Source organism: Desmonostoc muscorum LEGE 12446 (assembly GCF_015207005.2).
In the GTDB taxonomy this organism is placed as follows: domain Bacteria; phylum Cyanobacteriota; class Cyanobacteriia; order Cyanobacteriales; family Nostocaceae; genus Nostoc; species Nostoc muscorum.
Map to the genome: position 1 here is coordinate 942,533 of NZ_JADEXS020000001.1, position 18,094 is coordinate 960,626.

General features: G+C 40.8%; 16 protein-coding genes. 6 read left to right on the forward strand and 10 right to left on the reverse strand.

All coding sequences use genetic code 11. The features are described from left to right. Positions 1-23: 23 nt before the first annotated feature. Together IQ276_RS04055 and IQ276_RS04060 are read right to left on the reverse strand one after the other, a co-directional pair. Positions 24-1,391 carry an LLM class flavin-dependent oxidoreductase gene (locus tag IQ276_RS04055; protein ID WP_193922229.1) on the reverse strand — a complete coding sequence of 456 codons (1,368 nt, stop codon included), beginning with the start codon at positions 1,389-1,391 and terminating at the stop codon, positions 24-26. Positions 1,392-1,493: 102 nt separating this feature from the next. Next, entirely contained in the window at positions 1,494-2,858 is a 1,365-nt protein-coding gene (locus tag IQ276_RS04060) for an LLM class flavin-dependent oxidoreductase (protein WP_193922227.1), read from the reverse strand. A gap of 832 nt (positions 2,859-3,690) precedes the next feature. Here IQ276_RS04060 and fraC point away from each other — a divergent pair. From fraC to IQ276_RS04080, 4 genes are all read left to right on the forward strand, one after another. Then, positions 3,691-4,233 carry a filament integrity protein FraC gene (fraC, locus tag IQ276_RS04065; RefSeq protein ID WP_193925763.1) on the forward strand — a complete coding sequence of 181 codons (543 nt, stop codon included), beginning with the start codon at positions 3,691-3,693 and terminating at the stop codon, positions 4,231-4,233. Positions 4,234-4,293: 60 nt separating this feature from the next. Beyond that, positions 4,294-5,301: a septal junction protein FraD gene (gene fraD / locus IQ276_RS04070; RefSeq protein WP_193925761.1), complete on the forward strand. Its 1,008-nt coding sequence runs from the start codon at positions 4,294-4,296 to the stop codon at positions 5,299-5,301. A 97-nt stretch (positions 5,302-5,398) separates the two neighbouring features. Next, positions 5,399-6,175: an ABC transporter permease gene (locus tag IQ276_RS04075; RefSeq protein ID WP_235115415.1), complete on the forward strand. Its 777-nt coding sequence runs from the start codon at positions 5,399-5,401 to the stop codon at positions 6,173-6,175. Between the two features lie 418 nt (positions 6,176-6,593). Continuing rightward, positions 6,594-7,667, forward strand: coding sequence for a GGDEF domain-containing response regulator (locus IQ276_RS04080; protein WP_193921964.1), 1,074 nt, complete (start codon positions 6,594-6,596; stop codon positions 7,665-7,667). A gap of 59 nt (positions 7,668-7,726) precedes the next feature. On the opposite strand, the gene IQ276_RS04085 is transcribed toward IQ276_RS04080, so the two are convergent. From IQ276_RS04085 to IQ276_RS04100, 4 genes are all read right to left on the reverse strand, one after another. Beyond that, positions 7,727-8,380 (reverse strand): pentapeptide repeat-containing protein, encoded by a 654-nt coding sequence (locus IQ276_RS04085; RefSeq protein WP_193921959.1) that lies wholly within the window; start codon positions 8,378-8,380, stop codon positions 7,727-7,729. Positions 8,381-8,635: 255 nt separating this feature from the next. Continuing rightward, the gene (locus tag IQ276_RS04090) at positions 8,636-9,589 is read right to left on the reverse strand and encodes an extracellular catalytic domain type 1 short-chain-length polyhydroxyalkanoate depolymerase (RefSeq protein WP_193921957.1); all 954 of its coding nucleotides are present in this window, start codon (positions 9,587-9,589) and stop codon (positions 8,636-8,638) included. A 72-nt stretch (positions 9,590-9,661) separates the two neighbouring features. Continuing rightward, positions 9,662-9,907, reverse strand: coding sequence for a hypothetical protein (locus IQ276_RS04095; RefSeq protein ID WP_190883533.1), 246 nt, complete (start codon positions 9,905-9,907; stop codon positions 9,662-9,664). Between the two features lie 343 nt (positions 9,908-10,250). Beyond that, the gene (locus tag IQ276_RS04100) at positions 10,251-11,138 is read right to left on the reverse strand and encodes a carbohydrate ABC transporter permease (protein ID WP_190883532.1); all 888 of its coding nucleotides are present in this window, start codon (positions 11,136-11,138) and stop codon (positions 10,251-10,253) included. Between the two features lie 297 nt (positions 11,139-11,435). On the opposite strand from IQ276_RS04100, the gene IQ276_RS04105 reads away from it, so the two are divergent. Continuing rightward, the gene (locus tag IQ276_RS04105; protein ID WP_193922176.1) at positions 11,436-12,368 is read left to right on the forward strand and encodes a type IV pilin-like G/H family protein; all 933 of its coding nucleotides are present in this window, start codon (positions 11,436-11,438) and stop codon (positions 12,366-12,368) included. Positions 12,369-12,563: 195 nt separating this feature from the next. Next, the gene (gene purN / locus IQ276_RS04110) at positions 12,564-13,208 is read left to right on the forward strand and encodes a phosphoribosylglycinamide formyltransferase (protein ID WP_193922179.1); all 645 of its coding nucleotides are present in this window, start codon (positions 12,564-12,566) and stop codon (positions 13,206-13,208) included. Between the two features lie 90 nt (positions 13,209-13,298). On the opposite strand, the gene IQ276_RS04115 is transcribed toward purN, so the two are convergent. The 4 genes from IQ276_RS04115 to IQ276_RS04130 form a co-directional block, all read right to left on the reverse strand. Next, positions 13,299-15,824, reverse strand: coding sequence for a CPBP family glutamic-type intramembrane protease (locus IQ276_RS04115; RefSeq protein ID WP_193922181.1), 2,526 nt, complete (start codon positions 15,822-15,824; stop codon positions 13,299-13,301). Positions 15,825-15,914: 90 nt separating this feature from the next. Further along, entirely contained in the window at positions 15,915-16,511 is a 597-nt protein-coding gene (locus tag IQ276_RS04120; protein WP_190883528.1) for a CPBP family intramembrane glutamic endopeptidase, read from the reverse strand. 148 nt (positions 16,512-16,659) lie between these two features. Beyond that, positions 16,660-17,727, reverse strand: coding sequence for a DUF3326 domain-containing protein (locus tag IQ276_RS04125; RefSeq protein WP_193926051.1), 1,068 nt, complete (start codon positions 17,725-17,727; stop codon positions 16,660-16,662). A 129-nt stretch (positions 17,728-17,856) separates the two neighbouring features. Beyond that, entirely contained in the window at positions 17,857-18,033 is a 177-nt protein-coding gene (locus tag IQ276_RS04130; protein ID WP_193916200.1) for a DUF8621 family protein, read from the reverse strand. Positions 18,034-18,094: the final 61 nt, after the last annotated feature.

The following is an 18,094-nucleotide window of genomic DNA, read 5'->3' on the forward strand; positions in this document are numbered from 1 at the left end:
TTAAGCATCTATGAAAAATTCCTTTACGCTAACACCAATCTCTCATCCACTTGTTTGACGGCAAAACCATTGCTTGGCCGACTCAATCCCAGGTTTTCGCGTAAGGTATTGCCCTCGTATTCGGTACGAAACAGTCTGCGTTTCTGCAATACGGGAATGACCAGGTTAACGAAGTCATCTAACCCTGTGGGCAGGATTGGCGGCATGATATTAAAACCATCTGCTGCATCGTTGTTGAACCATTCTTCTAACTGATCGGCAATACTTTCGGGACTACCAATAATGGTGCGATGACCTCGCGCAGTAGCCACAGAGAGATATAACTGACGCAGCGTTAGGTTGCCGCGATTTACGAGATCTGTCAGCAACTTGAGGCGGCTCTTACCACCGTTGGTATCGCTGGGCAACGGCGGTGCTAGATCATCGAGTGAATAACCGGATAAATCGATGCCCTTATAACGGGTTTTGAGTAAGCCCCATGCTACTGAGGGGTGGATTAGCGATTGCAGGAATTCGTATTTTTCTTGGGCTTCTTCTTCAGTCCGGCCAATCACGGGAAAGACACCCGGCATAATTTTCAGATCGTCAGGTTGGCGGCCATATTTAGCCAACCGACCTTTCACATCAGCATAAAATTCCTGCGCGTCTTCTAGTGTCTGATTGGCTGTAAAGATAACTTCAGCAGTCTGTGCTGCTAGTTCTCGTCCGACTTCCGAAGCACCGGCTTGCACAATCACCGGATAACCTTGAGGCGGACGACCAACGTTCAAAGGGCCTTTTACAGAAAAATGTTTGCCTTTGTGGTTGAGTGTATGCAGTTTATTTGGATCGAAATAGATACCAGATTCTTTGTCACGGATGAAGGCGTCGTCTTCCCAGCTATCCCACAGACCTTTCACCACCTCCACAAACTCTTCAGCACGTTCATAACGCTGGCTGTGTTCGAGGTGCTGATCGCGTCCGAAATTACCTGCGGCGTTCTCATTGCCTGTGGTGACTACATTCCATCCCGCCCGGCCGTTACTCAGATAGTCTAGAGAAGCAAACTTACGTGCCAGGGTGTAGGGTTCTTCATAAGTGGTTGAGGCAGTAGCAATGAAGCCAACATGTTTGGTTAGTGGAGCCAGCGCAGAAAATAGCGTTACTGGCTCAAACTTAGCTAATTTGCCATTGCGTTGCTGTACCTCTGGTTCATTGTTGTCTTGGAGGCTGGGGCTATCGGCAAGGAAAACCGCATCAAATAAGCCGCGTTCGGCAGTCTGGGTAATTTCTTTGTAATGCTCGAAATTTAGTCCAGCATCGGCTTGTGAATCGGGGTGTCGCCAAGCGGCAATATGGTGTCCGGTAGCTTGAATGAATGCACCTAAACGAAGCTTGCGTGTTGTACTCATCTACTTTTTTATATAGTGCGTTAGCGGAAGGTATTGCTGATTTCTGTATGGCTAATGATTTTTCATGCCTGCCTAAGGGAGGTGCAGACATGAAAAATTGATTTAGACTAACACCAATCTTTCATCCACTTGTTTGACGGCAAAACCATTACCTGGACGACGTAGACCTAGATTTTCACGCAAGGTATTGCCTTCGTATTCGGTACGGAACAGTCCGCGTTTCTGGAGGACGGGGACGACTAGGTTAATGAAGTCGTCCAACCCTGTAGGTAGGATGGGCGGCATGATATTAAAGCCATCTGCTGCACCGTTGTTAAACCATTCTTCTAGTTGGTCGGCAATGGTTTCGGGAGTACCAAGGATGGTGCGATGACCTCTGGCGGTAGCAAGAGAAAGATACAACTGCCGCAGTGTTAGAGTGCCACGAGTAGCTAGATCCCTGACTAGTTTGAGACGACTCTTGTTGTTGTTGGTATCGCTGGGTAGTTCGGGAGTTAGATCATCTAGAGAATATTTCGATAAATCGACACCTTTGTAATAGTTTTTCAAAATACCCCAGGCGACATCAGGGTGAATCAAGGATTGTAGAAACTCGTACTTTTCTTGAGCTTCTGATTCGGTACGGCCAATGATTGGGAAAGCACCAGGCATAATTTTGAGGTCGTCTGGCGATCGCCCATATTTTGCTAATCTACCTTTGATATCAGCATAAAATTCCTGGGCATCGGCTAGGGTTTGATTAGCTGTGAAGATGACTTCGGCTGTACGCGCAGCCAAGTCTCGTCCGGCTTCAGAGGCTCCAGCCTGCACAATTACTGGATAGCCTTGGGGTGGACGACCGACGTTTAAAGGGCCTTTTACAGAAAAATGTTTGCCTTTGTGATTGAGTGTATGCAGTTTATTTGGATCGAAATAGATACCAGATTCTTTGTCACGGATGAAGGCGTCGTCTTCCCAGCTATCCCATAGTCCTTTCACCACTTCCACAAACTCTTCAGCACGTTCGTAACGCTGGCTGTGTTCTGGGTGTTGGTCGTGACCGAAATTCAGAGCGGCATTTTCATTGCCTGTGGTGACTACATTCCAGCCCGCCCGACCTTTGCTCAGATAGTCCAAAGAGGCAAACTTACGTGCCAGGGTGTAGGGTTCTTCATAGGTGGTGGAGGCAGTAGCAATGAAGCCGATGTTTTGGGTGACGGAGGACAAAGCCGAGAACAGGGTGACCGGCTCAAAATGAGCAAGTTTTCCATTGCGTTTCTGAGTTTCCGGAGCGCCGCCCCAGATGCCTGGGCTGTCTGCTAGAAAAACTGCATCGAACAAGCCACGTTCAGCAGTCTGGGTAATTTCTTTGTAATGCTCGAAATTCAAACCAGCATCTGCCTGTGAATCGGGGTGCCGCCAAGCTGAAATATGATGTCCAGTTGCTTGAATAAATGCACCTAAACGAAACTTACGTGTTTTGTTCATAATGTTTTGTTGTTTTCTGATAGTGCGTTAGCGCTGGATCTACAGTCGGTATTGCTTTGTGTATACCCTTCGGAGTTTTCATGTCTGCCTCAGAGATGTCTAAAGCAGATATGAAAACACACTGAATGTAATGATGGAATGCTTTGGCAACAACCAAACTTATTTGCAGAAGCTGATACCATTTTGGATTTTGCGGAAAGTCTGAACGTCGGCTTGGGGCGTTGGCGCAGCCCGCCGTTCGCGGTAGCGTCTCTGAAAGAGAAGGCACCATAACTTTCCAAGACAGATTTTAGATTGTGAAAGAGTTAGCACATAAGCTTTTTGGCTATCCATCTGTCCCAATCATTTTTCAAATTGGTATTACTAATTGCTCTACAAGGTGTGAAATGACGGAACTGTATGTCAGGTTGATACCAGAGCAAAACTAGAGATGCTACTGCTTGGCGATTTAATTACCATAAATTTCTATAGCAATTTGAGTTAGCAGATACAGTTTACACAATACACACAAAAAAAAATGTACTGGAAATCACAATTGCATGATAAACGAATTATTAGTGTTTCAAACATTAAGTATTGCAAACTTGGCGATCGCTCGTCATTGGGCATAGGAAGGGGACGCTCTTACGCAGGGACATGGAGCATTGGACAGTGAACAGTTAACTGATAACTGATAACTGTCAACTCCCCATCTCCCTCATCCCCCTCATCTCCCTCATCTCCCCACTCCCCACTCCCCATCTCCCCACTCCCAAGGAATAAGATAATTTACCCCATCACCGCCACTATCCCGGTTATACTCTCTACAGTTAACCGTTACCATTGACTTTTTATGCCTGAAAATTGGATGCTTCCCAGGATTTTTCCCATTGGTGGAATTCTGTTTGACTTTTTATTTGTACTGATTGCTATCCCCATCGAAGCATATGTTTTGCACAAACGACTAAAATTTGATAAAAGAACTAGCACTTTTTATGCTATTTCGATTAATTTGTTTTCTAGTGTAATTGGTTGGTTTATATTTTTTGTCTCCGAACCAATGTTGCCAATACAGGTGAAATCAGAGTTAATTAATTATATGTTCTTTAATACTTTTAAATCGGCTAGTACACAGACTCTAATAATTTTAACTGCCTTTATAATTTTCTTTGCTACTTTTATCATGAAATTTTTGCTATTGAGAGTTTTGCTTGTATCCTTATTAAAGGAACCATTTGCTCAAAAAGAAGATGATATTCAAGTATTTCAAAGACAAAAATGGCGCGCATTTAGCAGTGCAAAATTACAAAATACAAATGTAGTTACCACTGTATTGATAGCAAATTCGCTGAGTTATAGTGTGATAACCTTTATTTTAATGCTTCGCTCCAAGTAGGAAGAAATTAATTGTTTTATTCAGAGCAAGTCCAATGATTAATCAGGTGTAGGGAGAAACATGAATACACTATTTAAAGATTTATTTGGGGTTTTCAAATTTGTTGAAGGGCTTTACGCAGGAATTAGAAAGATATTAGTTCCACCCAAAGCTTATTCTTGGCAGACATTTATTTATATGAGTGTTTTTTCTTGGGTACTTTCATATTTTGCTACAGGTTATATAAAAGATATAATTGCATTTTTTGGTTGGTTGTTTTTAATTGCTGGTACAGCTTGGTACACAACAGAAGATCCTTTGAGGGTTCCTGGTACTTTTATGCCTGTGGGAGCAGTAATCACCGGATTTTTAGTTAGTGTTTTTGCATTTGGAAGTCAAAAGGATGTAATTACACCAACAACAATTGTTTTTTGGCCGACAATTTCAGCACTAATTACGGCAATACCAGAATTTATTGAAGGAAGTGATACAGATGCTAAAGCTCAAATTCCTAAGCCAGAAGACCGCCAAAAAATCATAATTTTAGTTGCTAGCAGTATGTTGCTAAGCTGCTGGATTCAGTTTTATTTTGTAGTAGATAATTGGTTAGAACAATATCCCAGTTTACAGACAGATAATTTTAAACGTAGTACTTTTGTTGTCATGACTGAAGAACCAGCTAAGGTACCTCAAAATGGAATTTTAATTTTAAACAAACTTGAACCAATAGTAGAAGAACAAATAGCCCAAACACCTTGGTCGGAAGTAGAAAAATGGTTGTTAGATGCAAAACAGCGAGTAGGAAGTTTGGGTAGGGGAGTAATTCAAAAAAATCTCGTCAAATATGAAGAGAAGGAATTATGGCGTGTTGAACCGCGTGTATCGAATACTAAGTCTGGGTATATATTAGATTTACTCAGTATCTGGGTAGGTCCGAGTTCTAATCCACGAGGGTATTACTTAAAGAAATCTTGTCGGATTGAACCAGTTGCAGCAACCAACAAATCGGGGAATAAAATTACAGTTGGAGAAATTGAATGCGATCGCCTGAATAAATTTATCGCTGGATCGCCGCCTCCGCAGCAGTGAAGAGTGGGGAGTGGGGAGTGGGGAGTGGGGAGATGAGGGAGATGGGGGAGATGGGGGAGATGAGGGAGATGAATTAATAACCAATGAATAATGACAAATGACAACCAAAATTTTTGTACTCGCTAAGAATGTGTTTCAGGAAGTGATACGCGATCGCATACTATATATTATTGGTTTTTATGCGTTAATACTCGCCGCCGCTTTCGGTGTCCTTCCTGAATTTGCAGCTGCTACCGAAGACAAAATTTTTTTAGATTTTGGTATGGCGGCCATGAATGCGATCGGGTTAATTGTGACGATATTTGTTGGTACAGGACTAGTTAATAAAGAAATTGAAAAACGCACTATCTTAGTATTAATTGCTAAACCTGTTAGCCGCAGTGAAATCATTGTTGGTAAGTATCTGGGATTATCCGCAGTTTTAGCGGTACTGATAGCCATGATGACAGCAATTTATCTGTTATTTCTGCAATTTGGTAACATTGCTCATCCAACGGCGAGTATTTTAATTGCGGCAATTTTCTTATTTTTACAGTTGTCACTAGTCACCGCTGTGGCTCTTGCCTTCGGTGTTTTCACTGCTTCCCTGTTGGCCACTGTTTTAACTTTTGCGGTGTATTTAATCGGGAATATTACCCAAGATTTAGTACAATTTGGTCGTCTTAGTCGCAACGTTGGGATAGAACGTTTAACTCAAGGTTTGTTTCTGATTTTACCAGATTTATCTCGATTAGATTTGAAAAATAATGCTGTTTATGGTTTGCAAGCACTACCTGACACAACTACGCTGATTGCTAATGCTAGCTATGGCTTAGTGTACAGTGTGATGTTGTTAGCGATCGCCATTCTTATCTTCTCACAACGCGAGTTTTAGAGCGTATTTTAAAACTATAACTAAACAAAGGCAGAGGCTATAGTCAGTATAGCAAGGTAGTTTTCAGTATTTTCTCGTATCGTGTTAATACGACTTAATTGCTCAAATCATCCCTTTTCTTGCAACATCAAATTTAGGTATTTTTAAATTTTGAATTCGATTACGCTTTAGCACTACAAGCATACGTTTTAGCACTACAAACATAGTAGTAACATGACTGAAATATCTTTTCAGACAACTTATGTTTGAGACAAATTGATGCTGGAATTTTTTTAGCTTATAATACAGTTCATCGCTCATACTTATTGTTATCTTTGGCAACTAAAATTACCGGGGCTGCATATTGGATTGTTGAATTGCACTATTAGGGATTGGGATGTGTTGACTATATTTCTATAAAAGACAGGATATCAACAGGATGGGTAACTCATCAGAAATACACAAAACCAAGTTAGTGGAAATCCTGGTTGTTGAAGATGAGTATATTCTTGCTATCAATTTGCAGGAAATCCTAGAATCGTTGGGATACATAGTAATCGATATCGCAGATTCTGGTGAAGCAGCAATTGAGAAAGCAACTAAGCTGCGTCCCAACTTGATTTTGATGGATATTTGCTTGCAAAGCGAGATGGACGGTATTCAAGCAGCAGAGCAAATATGGAATCATCTGCAAATTCCGATTATTTACGTTACTGGGCATTCTGACAAGAGTACGGTAGAGCGAGCAACGCTGACATTACCTTTTGGTTATATTGTCAAACCTATTAGAGAGCAAGAACTTTACGTTGCTATTCAAACAGCAATCAATCGCTATGAACGTGAGCAATTTTTGAGTAATGAGCTTCAGAAAATGAAGGAGGCAGTGATTGCGGTCGATCCTGAGTTATGCGTTCAGTGCGGGACTCACATAAACCCTATTGATCAATTAATAGTGTATCAGCAGATGCAAGCTACTAACGAGGAACTAAAAAGACTGGTTAATCTAGATCCTTTGACTCAAATAGCTAATCGTCGCCGATTTGATGAGTGTTTCTATGTTGAATGGTGTCATCTAAAACGCGATCGCCTACCTTTATCTTTAATTTTGTTAGATATCGATTTTTTTAAGGACTATAACGACACTTACGGTCACTTAATGGGTGATGATTGTTTGCGACAAGTTGCAAGTACGCTCAAAAGTGTTATTCAACGTCCAGCCGATTTAGTTGCGCGTTACGGTGGAGAAGAATTTATTGTAATTCTTTCTAATACAGAAAATAGAGGAGCAATTTGTGTAGCTCAAAAAATTCTAGAAGCAGTACGCAACTTGGCAATTCCTCACGCTCAGTCTTGTATATGTGCTTATGTCACCGTCAGTATAGGCTTTGTCAGCGTTGTGCCAAATTCAAAATTGTCACCGCAACACGTAATTGAAGCAGCTGACAAAGCACTTTATACAGCTAAACACCAAGGGCGCGATCGCATTAGTGCTGGTGTCGTTGCTAGTTTCTAATATCTAATTTATGGTTATGCGGCATTGGGAGGGAATAACTAATGACAAATGACAAATAACTAATAAATGATTATTTGAGGCTCTTTAATTGTATCATCAGGCATGATGGTATCTCGAAATTTTGCATAAATCATGTTTGTCTGGTAAAGGTTTGCTTTAGTCAGTTTTGTTTTAGTTAAGTTTGCCCATGTCAAGTCTGCGCTAGTTAAATTAGCTTCACTTAGATTAGCTTCTAGTAATATTGCCCCGCATAACTTTGCTTTCGTGAGATTTGCTCTCACTAAATTCGCTTCAATTAGCGATGCTTCAATTAATTTGGCTTCAGTTAAGTCTGCTTCCCTCAAATCCCCACCACATAAAGAAGTACCCCAAAGGTTACTACCTATTAATTTCACTCGCCATAAAAAACTTCCACACAAATTTGCTTGTCTTAAGTCAGCATTAATTAAATTAGCTTCACACAAAGAGGCTTCATATAAATTAGCTCCGCATAAACTAGCTTCCATCAAATTGGCGCCACTTAAATTAGCACGAGTGAGTATAGAACCAGATAAATTGGCACCACGCAAATCTGCTCCTATGAAGTTAATTCCACTTAAATCAAGTCCTTTCAGGTCAATTTCACTCAAGTCATGTCCACTGAAATTGTGACGCTGAAAACTATTTGTAATTTGATTTAAGATAAATTCCTGTTTGTTAGCATAATTGTTCATGGTATTCACCTCTGGGTGTAATTTATCTCAAAGGGCGATCGCGAGAGTTACCGTATATTGAGAGTACACCTCAAAGGTCGATAAAAACGATCAATAATCAAGAATAAATTGCGAAAAAATCGTCAAGAACTTGAAAATACGCTCTGAAAGTCTTTTTTAAAACAAAAAATGCTGACATAGGTCAGGAAATATTGATATGCTACTGTAATTAATCTTAAGTCAAAAGTCTGAGCCAGTTAAATAGCGGGGTTGATATTAAGGCAAAGTATGACGTTGAAAAAAGTTCCAAATTGTTTCACTAGCGTTCAGACCCAGGTTAGCATTAAATTTATTTAAGCTCTCGTCAGTTGAAGCACCACCAGGCCAGAAATGTCCCCCGTTGACTACGGCTAAGTGCCAGACTTCTGAGTTGTCACTACAACCTGCGTAGAGAGAGGTTTTCACTTTATCTTCAGAAAACTGCAAAGATTTATTTGATGAAGTACATCGATCGTGCGATCGCCAAAAGTCTACCATATCTGAGATAGAAACCAACGCCCCTCGTTGAGTATGGTCATCACCTTCATAAAGTACATCGCGATCGTTTGTACCGTTGATCGTTAAGATCGATATTGGAGTTTGAGGCTGGCAATTAGGTTCAAGTCTAACTGGGAGCGAAGCAGCTACTGATGCAAAACCAGCAATTTTATTAGGTAAATTACAAGCCAATGCTTGGGTAAGTATTCCACCTCTAGAAAAACCAGTGGCATAAATTTTATGACTATCAATATTGATTTGCTGCTGAAGATGATCGATTAAAGAACTGACAAACAAAACATCATCTACCTTTCCTTTAGCATTACCTCTAAGGCTCCATTTTTGGTCAATTCCATCTGGATAAACAACAAGAAATCCTTTTTGATCTGCTAATTCATTGAAGCGAGTCACATTACTTATAGAACGACCACTACCATCATCTCCATGAAACACTAAAACTAATGGCATCGGGCGGTATGAATCATAAGATTTTGGGGTGTAAAAATAGTATGTACGTAACTTTCCTTGGTCATGTAGCTCTCCATAATTATCACCACTGACGATTTTTTCTTGAGATATACTTTTATCTTCAGCCTGGCTCGAATTGCAGGCTGTTACTAAAGTAATTGTACATACAGATATCAGAATGTTTTTCAAAAATCGACAAAATGGAAAATTTTGATATGTATTCATGCGTCTTCATATGGAAATGATATTACCAAATAGAGACTAACAAATTAAGTATGTTAGTCTCCATTTGAGATATTAAATTCTTACATTTACATAACGAGCAGGAACTCGGATTTTAACCAACTTGTTACCGCGTCGTACTGTTTCCCAGTGTGCAGGAATTAACTTACGTTGATATCGGGGTACAACAACAGGTTTACGCACAACAACAGATTTATGGACATTAGGTTTGACAATGATCTGTGCTGCGGATGCCTGTGATGGCAAGGAAGCAATTGCAAATGGTAGAGCAAGTAATGTACCTAAAAGAATACGTTTCATATTCAAATCCCTATCGATTAATTGACTGGAATTTTCTACAGTATTCCTCACTAAGTTGTGGACATATAGCGGTTCCCATTCAGATGCGGTACAACATTATATCGCCAGGTGTAAGGGCACGGCACTGCCGTGCCCCTACAGGTGTACCTCACGTTTGTCGGGAAACACTATATATTCTTACCTAATCTTGAGGATTATAGTAAGTTTTTCTTGTTACACGACTTAATTGATTGGCTGTATTGTTCTCAGTTTAAAATACTAAATAAGAATACACAGTGGAAGAAAGTCACAATTTGAGTCTAACTAAAGTCATATTAAGCAACACAAATACCTCTTAACTGTTCTACTCTTCTCCCCAAGTTCGCAACTGCAAATACACCAGTACTAAAGTTACTGCTAATAAAACCGTTGCGGCGGCGGCAGCATAACCAAAATCAAATTGAGCGAAGGCTTCTTGGTAAATGTAATAAACCAGCAAATTAGTCGAATTCAATGGGCCGCCGCCGGTCATTACATAAACTTGTTCAAAACTCCGCAGTGTAAAAATCGCGGTGGTGATTGTGACAAATATGATGGTGGGACGCAATCCGGGCAATGTAATATGCCAAAATTGTTGCCAAGCATTTGCACCATCTAAATCTGCTGCTTCATAACGACTGGGGGGAATTGCTTGCAACCCGGCTAAAAATACTACCATATTGAAACCGAGTTGTTTCCAAATACTCATTAAAATTAGTACTGGCATTGCCCAAAATGTATCTCCTAGCCAGGATATGGGTGGAATACCAAAAAAATCTAACAGTCCGTTAACTGGCCCTGATGTTTGAAACAGCCAGCGAAATCCCAAGCCAGCAGCCACAAGAGAAATAATTGAAGGTAAAAAATAGGCACTCCGCAAGATTCCTCGAAAAGCTAAGGAGCGGTTTAATAAGACTGCTAATCCTAAGGGGATAACTAAACTGGGAATGATGGTGGCAAGAGTAAAATAAATTGTGTTGCCAATAACTTGCCAGAAGTCAGAGTCCTGTAACAAGCGCCAATAGTTTTTTAACCCTATCCAATAAATACCTTTGGAACTGAAACTGCCAGCGGTGAAACTGAGGTAAAACAAATAAGCGATCGGCCAAATGATAAAAACGCCTAGTAAAATCAGTGCTGGTGTGAGAAAAATCCAGGCAGCCGCTGTGTCATTATCCAGCAGTTGCATACGAGAGAAACGGGATGTTTTCATGGCAATCTTGGCTAGTAAAAGGGACTGGGGATTGGGGATTAGGGATTGGGGACTGGGTTTGAAGCGGAAAAATTATGGAATTCTGCTCTTACCCACAGCAAATTTTGGAATAATTTCCCAGTCCCCAGTCCCAGAGCGGCGTTCCTCCCGCCACCAACATAAAAGTATGGTGGGGGACTCCGACGCTCGAGGACTCGCTAACGCTGCGCTATCGCCGCTACAAGTTGAATGTTAGCAGGGTGTGATTTTACACAAAAGTACTGTTAAGATACTGTCAATTTCTTGGCTCTGATGCAAATGCCTAATATCTTGGCTCACTTTGGCAAATTCCAAATTGCTAGCAAAATGCTTACCTCAAGTGTATTAATACCATTATTGATGACACTTGACACAACTGTACTGGCTCAACCCTCCATCGCACCAACACAGACTCAATCTCAGCGAGAACAAGACATAAACCCTATTGCTCAAAAATTGTTCGGGCAATGGCAAGCTCAAGACCCTTCATCTTCTACAACCCTAACCTTTATTTTCACACCAGAAAGCAAATTATTTCTCCTTTCACCTGACTCTAAGACTCTTGGTGCGATGGAATTTAAATATCGCATTAACCCAACGCCACAACCCATGCATCTAAATGTAATAATCTCAAGTAATCAAGAAGAGGTATTGACAATTTTTGAATTTACTGCTGATGGTCAGATGCGCTTGCAATTAGATGGCACTAATCCTGGAAAACCCAGACCCACAGCTTTTTCTCCTCAGGCGTCGTTATTCAAAAAAATTTCTAATGTTACGACATTACCTGATAATATCCAAATCATCAACCCAAAAGCAGAAAATCAACAAACTAGCGATCCAGAATTGGAAGCAAAAGTAGCTATTGGCAGTATCAACCGCGCTCAACAGGCTTATTACTTAGAAAACAAAAAATTCGCTACTATCGATCAACTGGGTATTGGTGTTAAGCCAGAAACTGACAATTACCGTTACCAAATAGTAACCCCAGGCAAACAAACCCAAACTTTAATTAGCACCGCTGCTGCCAAAAAACCGGAGCTAAAAAGTTATACAGGTGTTGTATTTTTGAGAAAAGTTAAAGGTGAAATGCTCATAATTCCAGGTATTTGTGAAACTGATAAACCCTCAACAAAACCGCCAGGGCTTCCAAGATTTTCTAACCAAAAATCTCAGCCAATTCAATGTCCAGTCGGTTCACATTTATTGTAATAGACCTCTTGCATAAATATTTTTTGTCTCACGCAGAGGCGCAGAGAAGAGAACGCAAAGAAAGAGTTTTGCAAGAGGTCTATTGTGAACTGTATTGGTCTATAATCATGTGGTGGTTTAATTACCACATGATTATATTCTGACTCCTGAATTCTGACTCGTGAATTCTCCATTCTGCATTTTTCTTGAAGCTTTATGAGTAATAATTCCACAATAGATGCTACTGCTAGCCTGATTTCTCCCAACATCTCTAGCTACCAGTTGAGACAAAGCGCTCCTTTAAAACTCGGAATTATGGCTTCTGGAAATGGCAGCAATTTTGATGTAGTTGCCCAAGCTATCCAAAATGGGCAGCTAAACGCCAAAATTCAAGTTTTGATTTATAATAATCCGACGGCTAAAGCAGCAGTCAGAGCAGCGAATCGAGGAGTAGAAGCTGTATTGCTGAATCACCGCGACTACAAAAGCCGAGAAAAGTTTGATGAGAAAATTGTGCAGACATTACGGCAGTATGATGTAGAATGGGTGATTCTGGCGGGCTGGATGCGACTTTTGACATCAGTATTTATTGATGCTTTTCCTAATAGGATTATTAATATACATCCGAGTTTATTGCCTAGTTTTAAGGGAATTAATGCTGTAGAACAAGCTTTGGCATCTGGGGTAAAAATCACTGGCTGTACTGTGCATATTGCTTGTTTAGAAATGGACAGTGGGCCAATATTGATGCAAGCCGCAGTACCAGTGCTACCGGATGATACACCAGAAACACTGCACGCCAGAATTCAAATTCAGGAACATCGGATTTTACCAATGGCGATCGCTTTGGCAGCCACTTGAGCGATCGCGCCAATGTAATTTGTGTTTAACTCCTACAATGAGGTCAGGTTATGAAGACAAAAAAATTGCTTTATCAATTTTACATGATAATTACACCTTAGATTCCGGAAATTCTTGATTATGATCTAATTTGGCTATTCCTCCAAAAACAATTAGCCAAACTACTACTACAGCCCAGTGAATTACAACTATCACCCACAAAGATCCTGTTAGGATATATCCAACAGTACAGATAATTCCTAACAAGGAAGCTAAAGCCAGAAAAACACGATTAATAAATGTGGGATATCCAGCCTTAAAAAAAGTTTTAGCATTGAATGGATGATACAAAATAAATAACAATAAACTTACTATTGCCCAGAAACTCCATTCTACCAAATTAGGATTTTCGCTAGGATGAGGAAGCAAAAAAACGCGAAAAAAAAGTTCTTCAACCAAGGCAGGCGCAAATAAACAACGCAATATTAACAAGCATTGATTAATCCAATTTGCAGTCCAAATTTCTATATGTAAAAATTCAGATTTTAAACCATAAGGTATGGCAATAATACTATAAATTATTAACAGTGCAACAATAACTGACCAATCTTGTGGTGTAGGAACTGCTAATGAGGCTAAAAGGCGATTTAAAAGAGTTGAAAACGGTGAAATATCGGTCAAGGGAATTTTAATTTGCCCTAAAAATACGGTTGGTGTAATAGGTGTAATATCAGCTTGCCAACCACCGATTTGATTGGTTCGCAATACTTGGATAATTGCACCATGTTTTAAAAATATTGTGGCGAGATCGTCATGTGCTTGTCTTGGCATTATTGTTCGCCACGTTGTCAAACCAGCCCAAACACTACTATCTTGAAATGGTTTCGTTGTCTTGTCTATTCCCGTACCTGTTAGTCTACCTGCTTGACTCTGCCAATCAGCACGAACTATCCCTAAGGGTGCTAATTGTTGTTCTAAAGATTGGGCTAATTCAACTAGCTGCTGAAAGCGTAATGCTTGTGGGTGATTAGAGTTTGCCTTTAACCAAGTCTGAATTTGATGAGTTGTAGAAACTTGGTTTTTAATTGCTAGTATCGCAGCATAAAGTGCTTGGCTTGAGTCTTGTATGCATGAAGTAGAAGGTGATACCATTGCACCACCAGTACCATCGCCAACCCGATAACGTGCCATTGTTACTTGTAATTCTTGCTGGAATTGCTCTAAAGGTGAAAGTTTAATACCATCAAAATTATAATCCTGCGTTATGGGATCGAATTTGATCAGAATATCTGATACGGGACGTGTTGCCAGCCAGCCACGTTGTAAATTACCCATATAATCAGCCCATGTATGCGTTCCGGCAATAATTCCATCCGGGTTATGGGCATAAATTTGATGGTATTTAATCTCGAAGCGTAATTCATTAGTAAATTCGTCGCGGATAACTTCTGCGATTCCAAAAGCAAAATGTCCGGTGATCGTATAAGGTATTCCAAGTGCTTCAGCTTTACGTCCGCCAATTCCACCGAAGAGGTGCAGTACGATCGCTTTATCGCCTTGTTGCCATATAGATTGATTGGGTGAATTTCCAGGTTTTAACAATACAGTATTAAATTTATCTTTATTTGCTTCAGTATTTCGCCAATTTGCCTCTTGGATGTAACTTATCCCTAATTCTTCACCAGTAATGATTTGACGGGGGTGAATTTGAAAAAGAGAACGAGGTGCGATCGCACCTACTGTAAATATACCCTTTGCATCTTTAGCGCCGTAAATATACCACCCATCTTTACCCGCAGGTGATTTTTCAATTTCTTGCACGCTTGAAGGAGCAAAATTTCGGGTATCCGTTACTTGTTGGGGAATGCGAATAGTTTCTTGAAGACCATCAAACTTATTTGAATTAGGGTTATAATGTTGTACAAAAAAATAATCGCTGTTCTGCTTTTGTTGAGAACCTAAAATATTTTTATTGATAGATTTAATCGGGTTAATTATTTTTACCAACCCATAAAACCTACCAGTTACCAAAACAGGTTCATGCTCAATTTGCAAAATATTTGTTTTTCCACTTGTAGCAATATTTGTAGTTGAATCTAAAGCCACAATTGCCTCATCATCAGGATTTGCACCAGCTAAAGAACGTAAAACCCCTACCTGACGAACCCCATTGAGTCGAAAAGGATGAATGTTCCCTTGTTTTTCACTTTTAATCACTTCTGAAGTGAAATTTATATCTCGCGTTACAGCTTGAACGTAAGCCAGCAAATCTTTCTTATTTTTCCACTCCAAACGCACAATATTTCCTACCAAATTTTGTGCTGTAGGTGGTGCATGTTGCACTTTCATCCATACCCAATCCAACCCATCTTGTAGTTCCTGTTTTGTTGGTAAAATTAATCTTCCTACCCAGTCAGCAATAGGTTTATAAACGTTTGCAGATGGAATTTGGGCAACAGGATAAAAACCAGATTGATTAAAATCTTGTCGAATATGTATGGCGTAATTGCTTTCTTGTTTTACTATCTGAGGTTGTTTTGGTGAGAGTTGCCACACAGCAATTACTGTGATTAATACTAGCAGTGAAAATATGGTAAATCTTAGCCTGGCTTTTCGACTCAATCTACTCCAAATCATATATATCAACAAGTTTTAGTTGCTGCTTGGTAAGCGTCTTCAAAAGCTCGGATTAATTTATTCTTTGGAAGTGGCTTAATTTAGAATGTCTTATTTTTTATTTCTCGACAATTGCCACATTTTCCACATATAGCTAGAAATCAAATTTGTGATAATATGAGCAGCGATGGGCACTAATAAGTTGCCAGTCAGCAAGGCGCTATATCCTAATATCATCCCGACAATGGTTGCCCAAACTACATAAGGCCATTGTTGAGAGCCGCTCAGATGCAAGATGCCAAAGCAAAGACTAGATACAATAACAGCCACATGATCTAAACCTAAAGCTGGCAGCATTACGCCCCGAAATAACAATTCTTCACTTAAACCCGGTAACAACCCCAACCAAATTAAGTCCGGTAAGGCTAAGGGCTTCAACACCACTTCTAGATAAAAATCTGCACTTTTACGGTAGGAACTCCAAAGGCGATAAGTTAAGCCACTTAACGCGGTGATGACAAATCCTAGCCCTACACCTAAGAGCAAATCCCTTTCGTCCAACTTCCAGGAAAATAGGGAAAAGTTGCCAAAGTGCAACGACAGTTTGGCGACTACCAGCAAAATGATTGCAGTCGCTCCCATCGCCCCAAGTACTTGGATGCGCGTCAGATATGGAATTTCTGGTTCTTGCTTTTGTTGTTCAATCACGGGTTTTTTAGGAATGGGGAGTGGGGAGTGGGGAGTGGGGAGTGGGGAGTGGGGGAGATGAGGGAGGTGGGGGAGGTGGGGGAGATGAGGGAGGTGGGGGAGATGGGGGAGAAATAACTCCTAACTCTTAACTTTTAACTTATAACTCCTAATGACTAATGACTACTGGCTGCAAAGACGATAATTTGGGACAAAGAGCAGAGGGATTGATGCCTGCTTTATGCGCCACCAATACACCCACTGCCTCTAAATATGAGTTTACCTGTATAGATTTGATCCCCAACGGTTGGGGAGGAACTTTTATAACAGTTTTATTTTCTTCTACTGTAATTATTTGGCATCGTGTTTGGCTTAAACTCAGTAAGGCGCTACTACCACAGGCATTTGCAGGTACGATCGCAGCATCCACTTGATTAGCCCAAATATCTTCTTGTTCTAATGCTATCGCTTTTGTCTCTACTATAAATTGTGGGGCACGACTCAAGCCCACGAGGACACACGGTAAAAATGTGTAACCCAATTCCTCCGCAGCGGAACGAGGTGATAAGTCTGGTTGTGGGGGGGCGCTGGCTAGAGCAGGTGAATGGGCACAAGGAATTTGAAAGGTTCGCACTAGCAAGTGACTAATTACGGCTTCTGCACCGGCTAGGGAATCAACTCCTTCACCGTGGCGGTATTTCTGTAGTGCCTCCTCATCCATATCATCGGGGAAACGGGCGACAACTGCGATCGCTTCTGCCCCAGCTTTTTTAATCAGGATTTCCGCTGCCCTCAATAAGCTATCGGGGTTACCAATTGTCCCCCAACTTGCACCCGATTTGGTACTCCGTAATTCTACATTTAATGGTGCATCAGTGATGACATAATCTGTTAAAGTCAATCCCAGGGTAGCTCTCGCTGCGTCCGCTGCTTGCAGATGTCTTAGCCGTAACTCTGGCTCAATACCTTGGTCTAAAAGCAAACCTATCTTGTTATTTCGGACTGGGCGCAAACCCCAGCATCCAGCGGCAAATTTGTCAATTCCGAAACCTTCAACGTAGAAAGCATTGGGGAGATTCCAGTATAAACTTGCGCCATTGAGGACATTGGGGTGAGTAATCAGGCGATCGCAAACCTGTGCTATAACTTTAGCGACAGGCAACGCATCTCCAGCGTAACCCCCAATGGCAGCCCCAACGCCAGTTGGTACAATTAAAATAGCAGTGTATGGATGCATATTGAGTGCTGAGTGAGGAGTTAAGAGTTAGGATTTTGGAGTTAAGAGTTAGGAGTTAGGAGTTATTCTCACTCCCTCATCTCCCTCATCTCCCTCATCTCCCCACTCCCTACTCCCCACTCCCCATTCCTAACTCTTAGTCGTGACAACGGCTTCAACTGTAGCCTTTTGCTGGGCAACGTCCACAGAGGTAACCGCCCAACGGAGGGGTTCGCCTTGTTTCTTCAACTCTGTTTCAATTGTTTTGAGTAACTCTGCCGGAGTTTCTTGTAAATCAATTTCTGCGGTAATAAAATGAGTTGTCATCTGGGGATATCCTGTTGATTTGTAGTTTCTAGAATAGCTGATATCAGTTACCATAAAATGC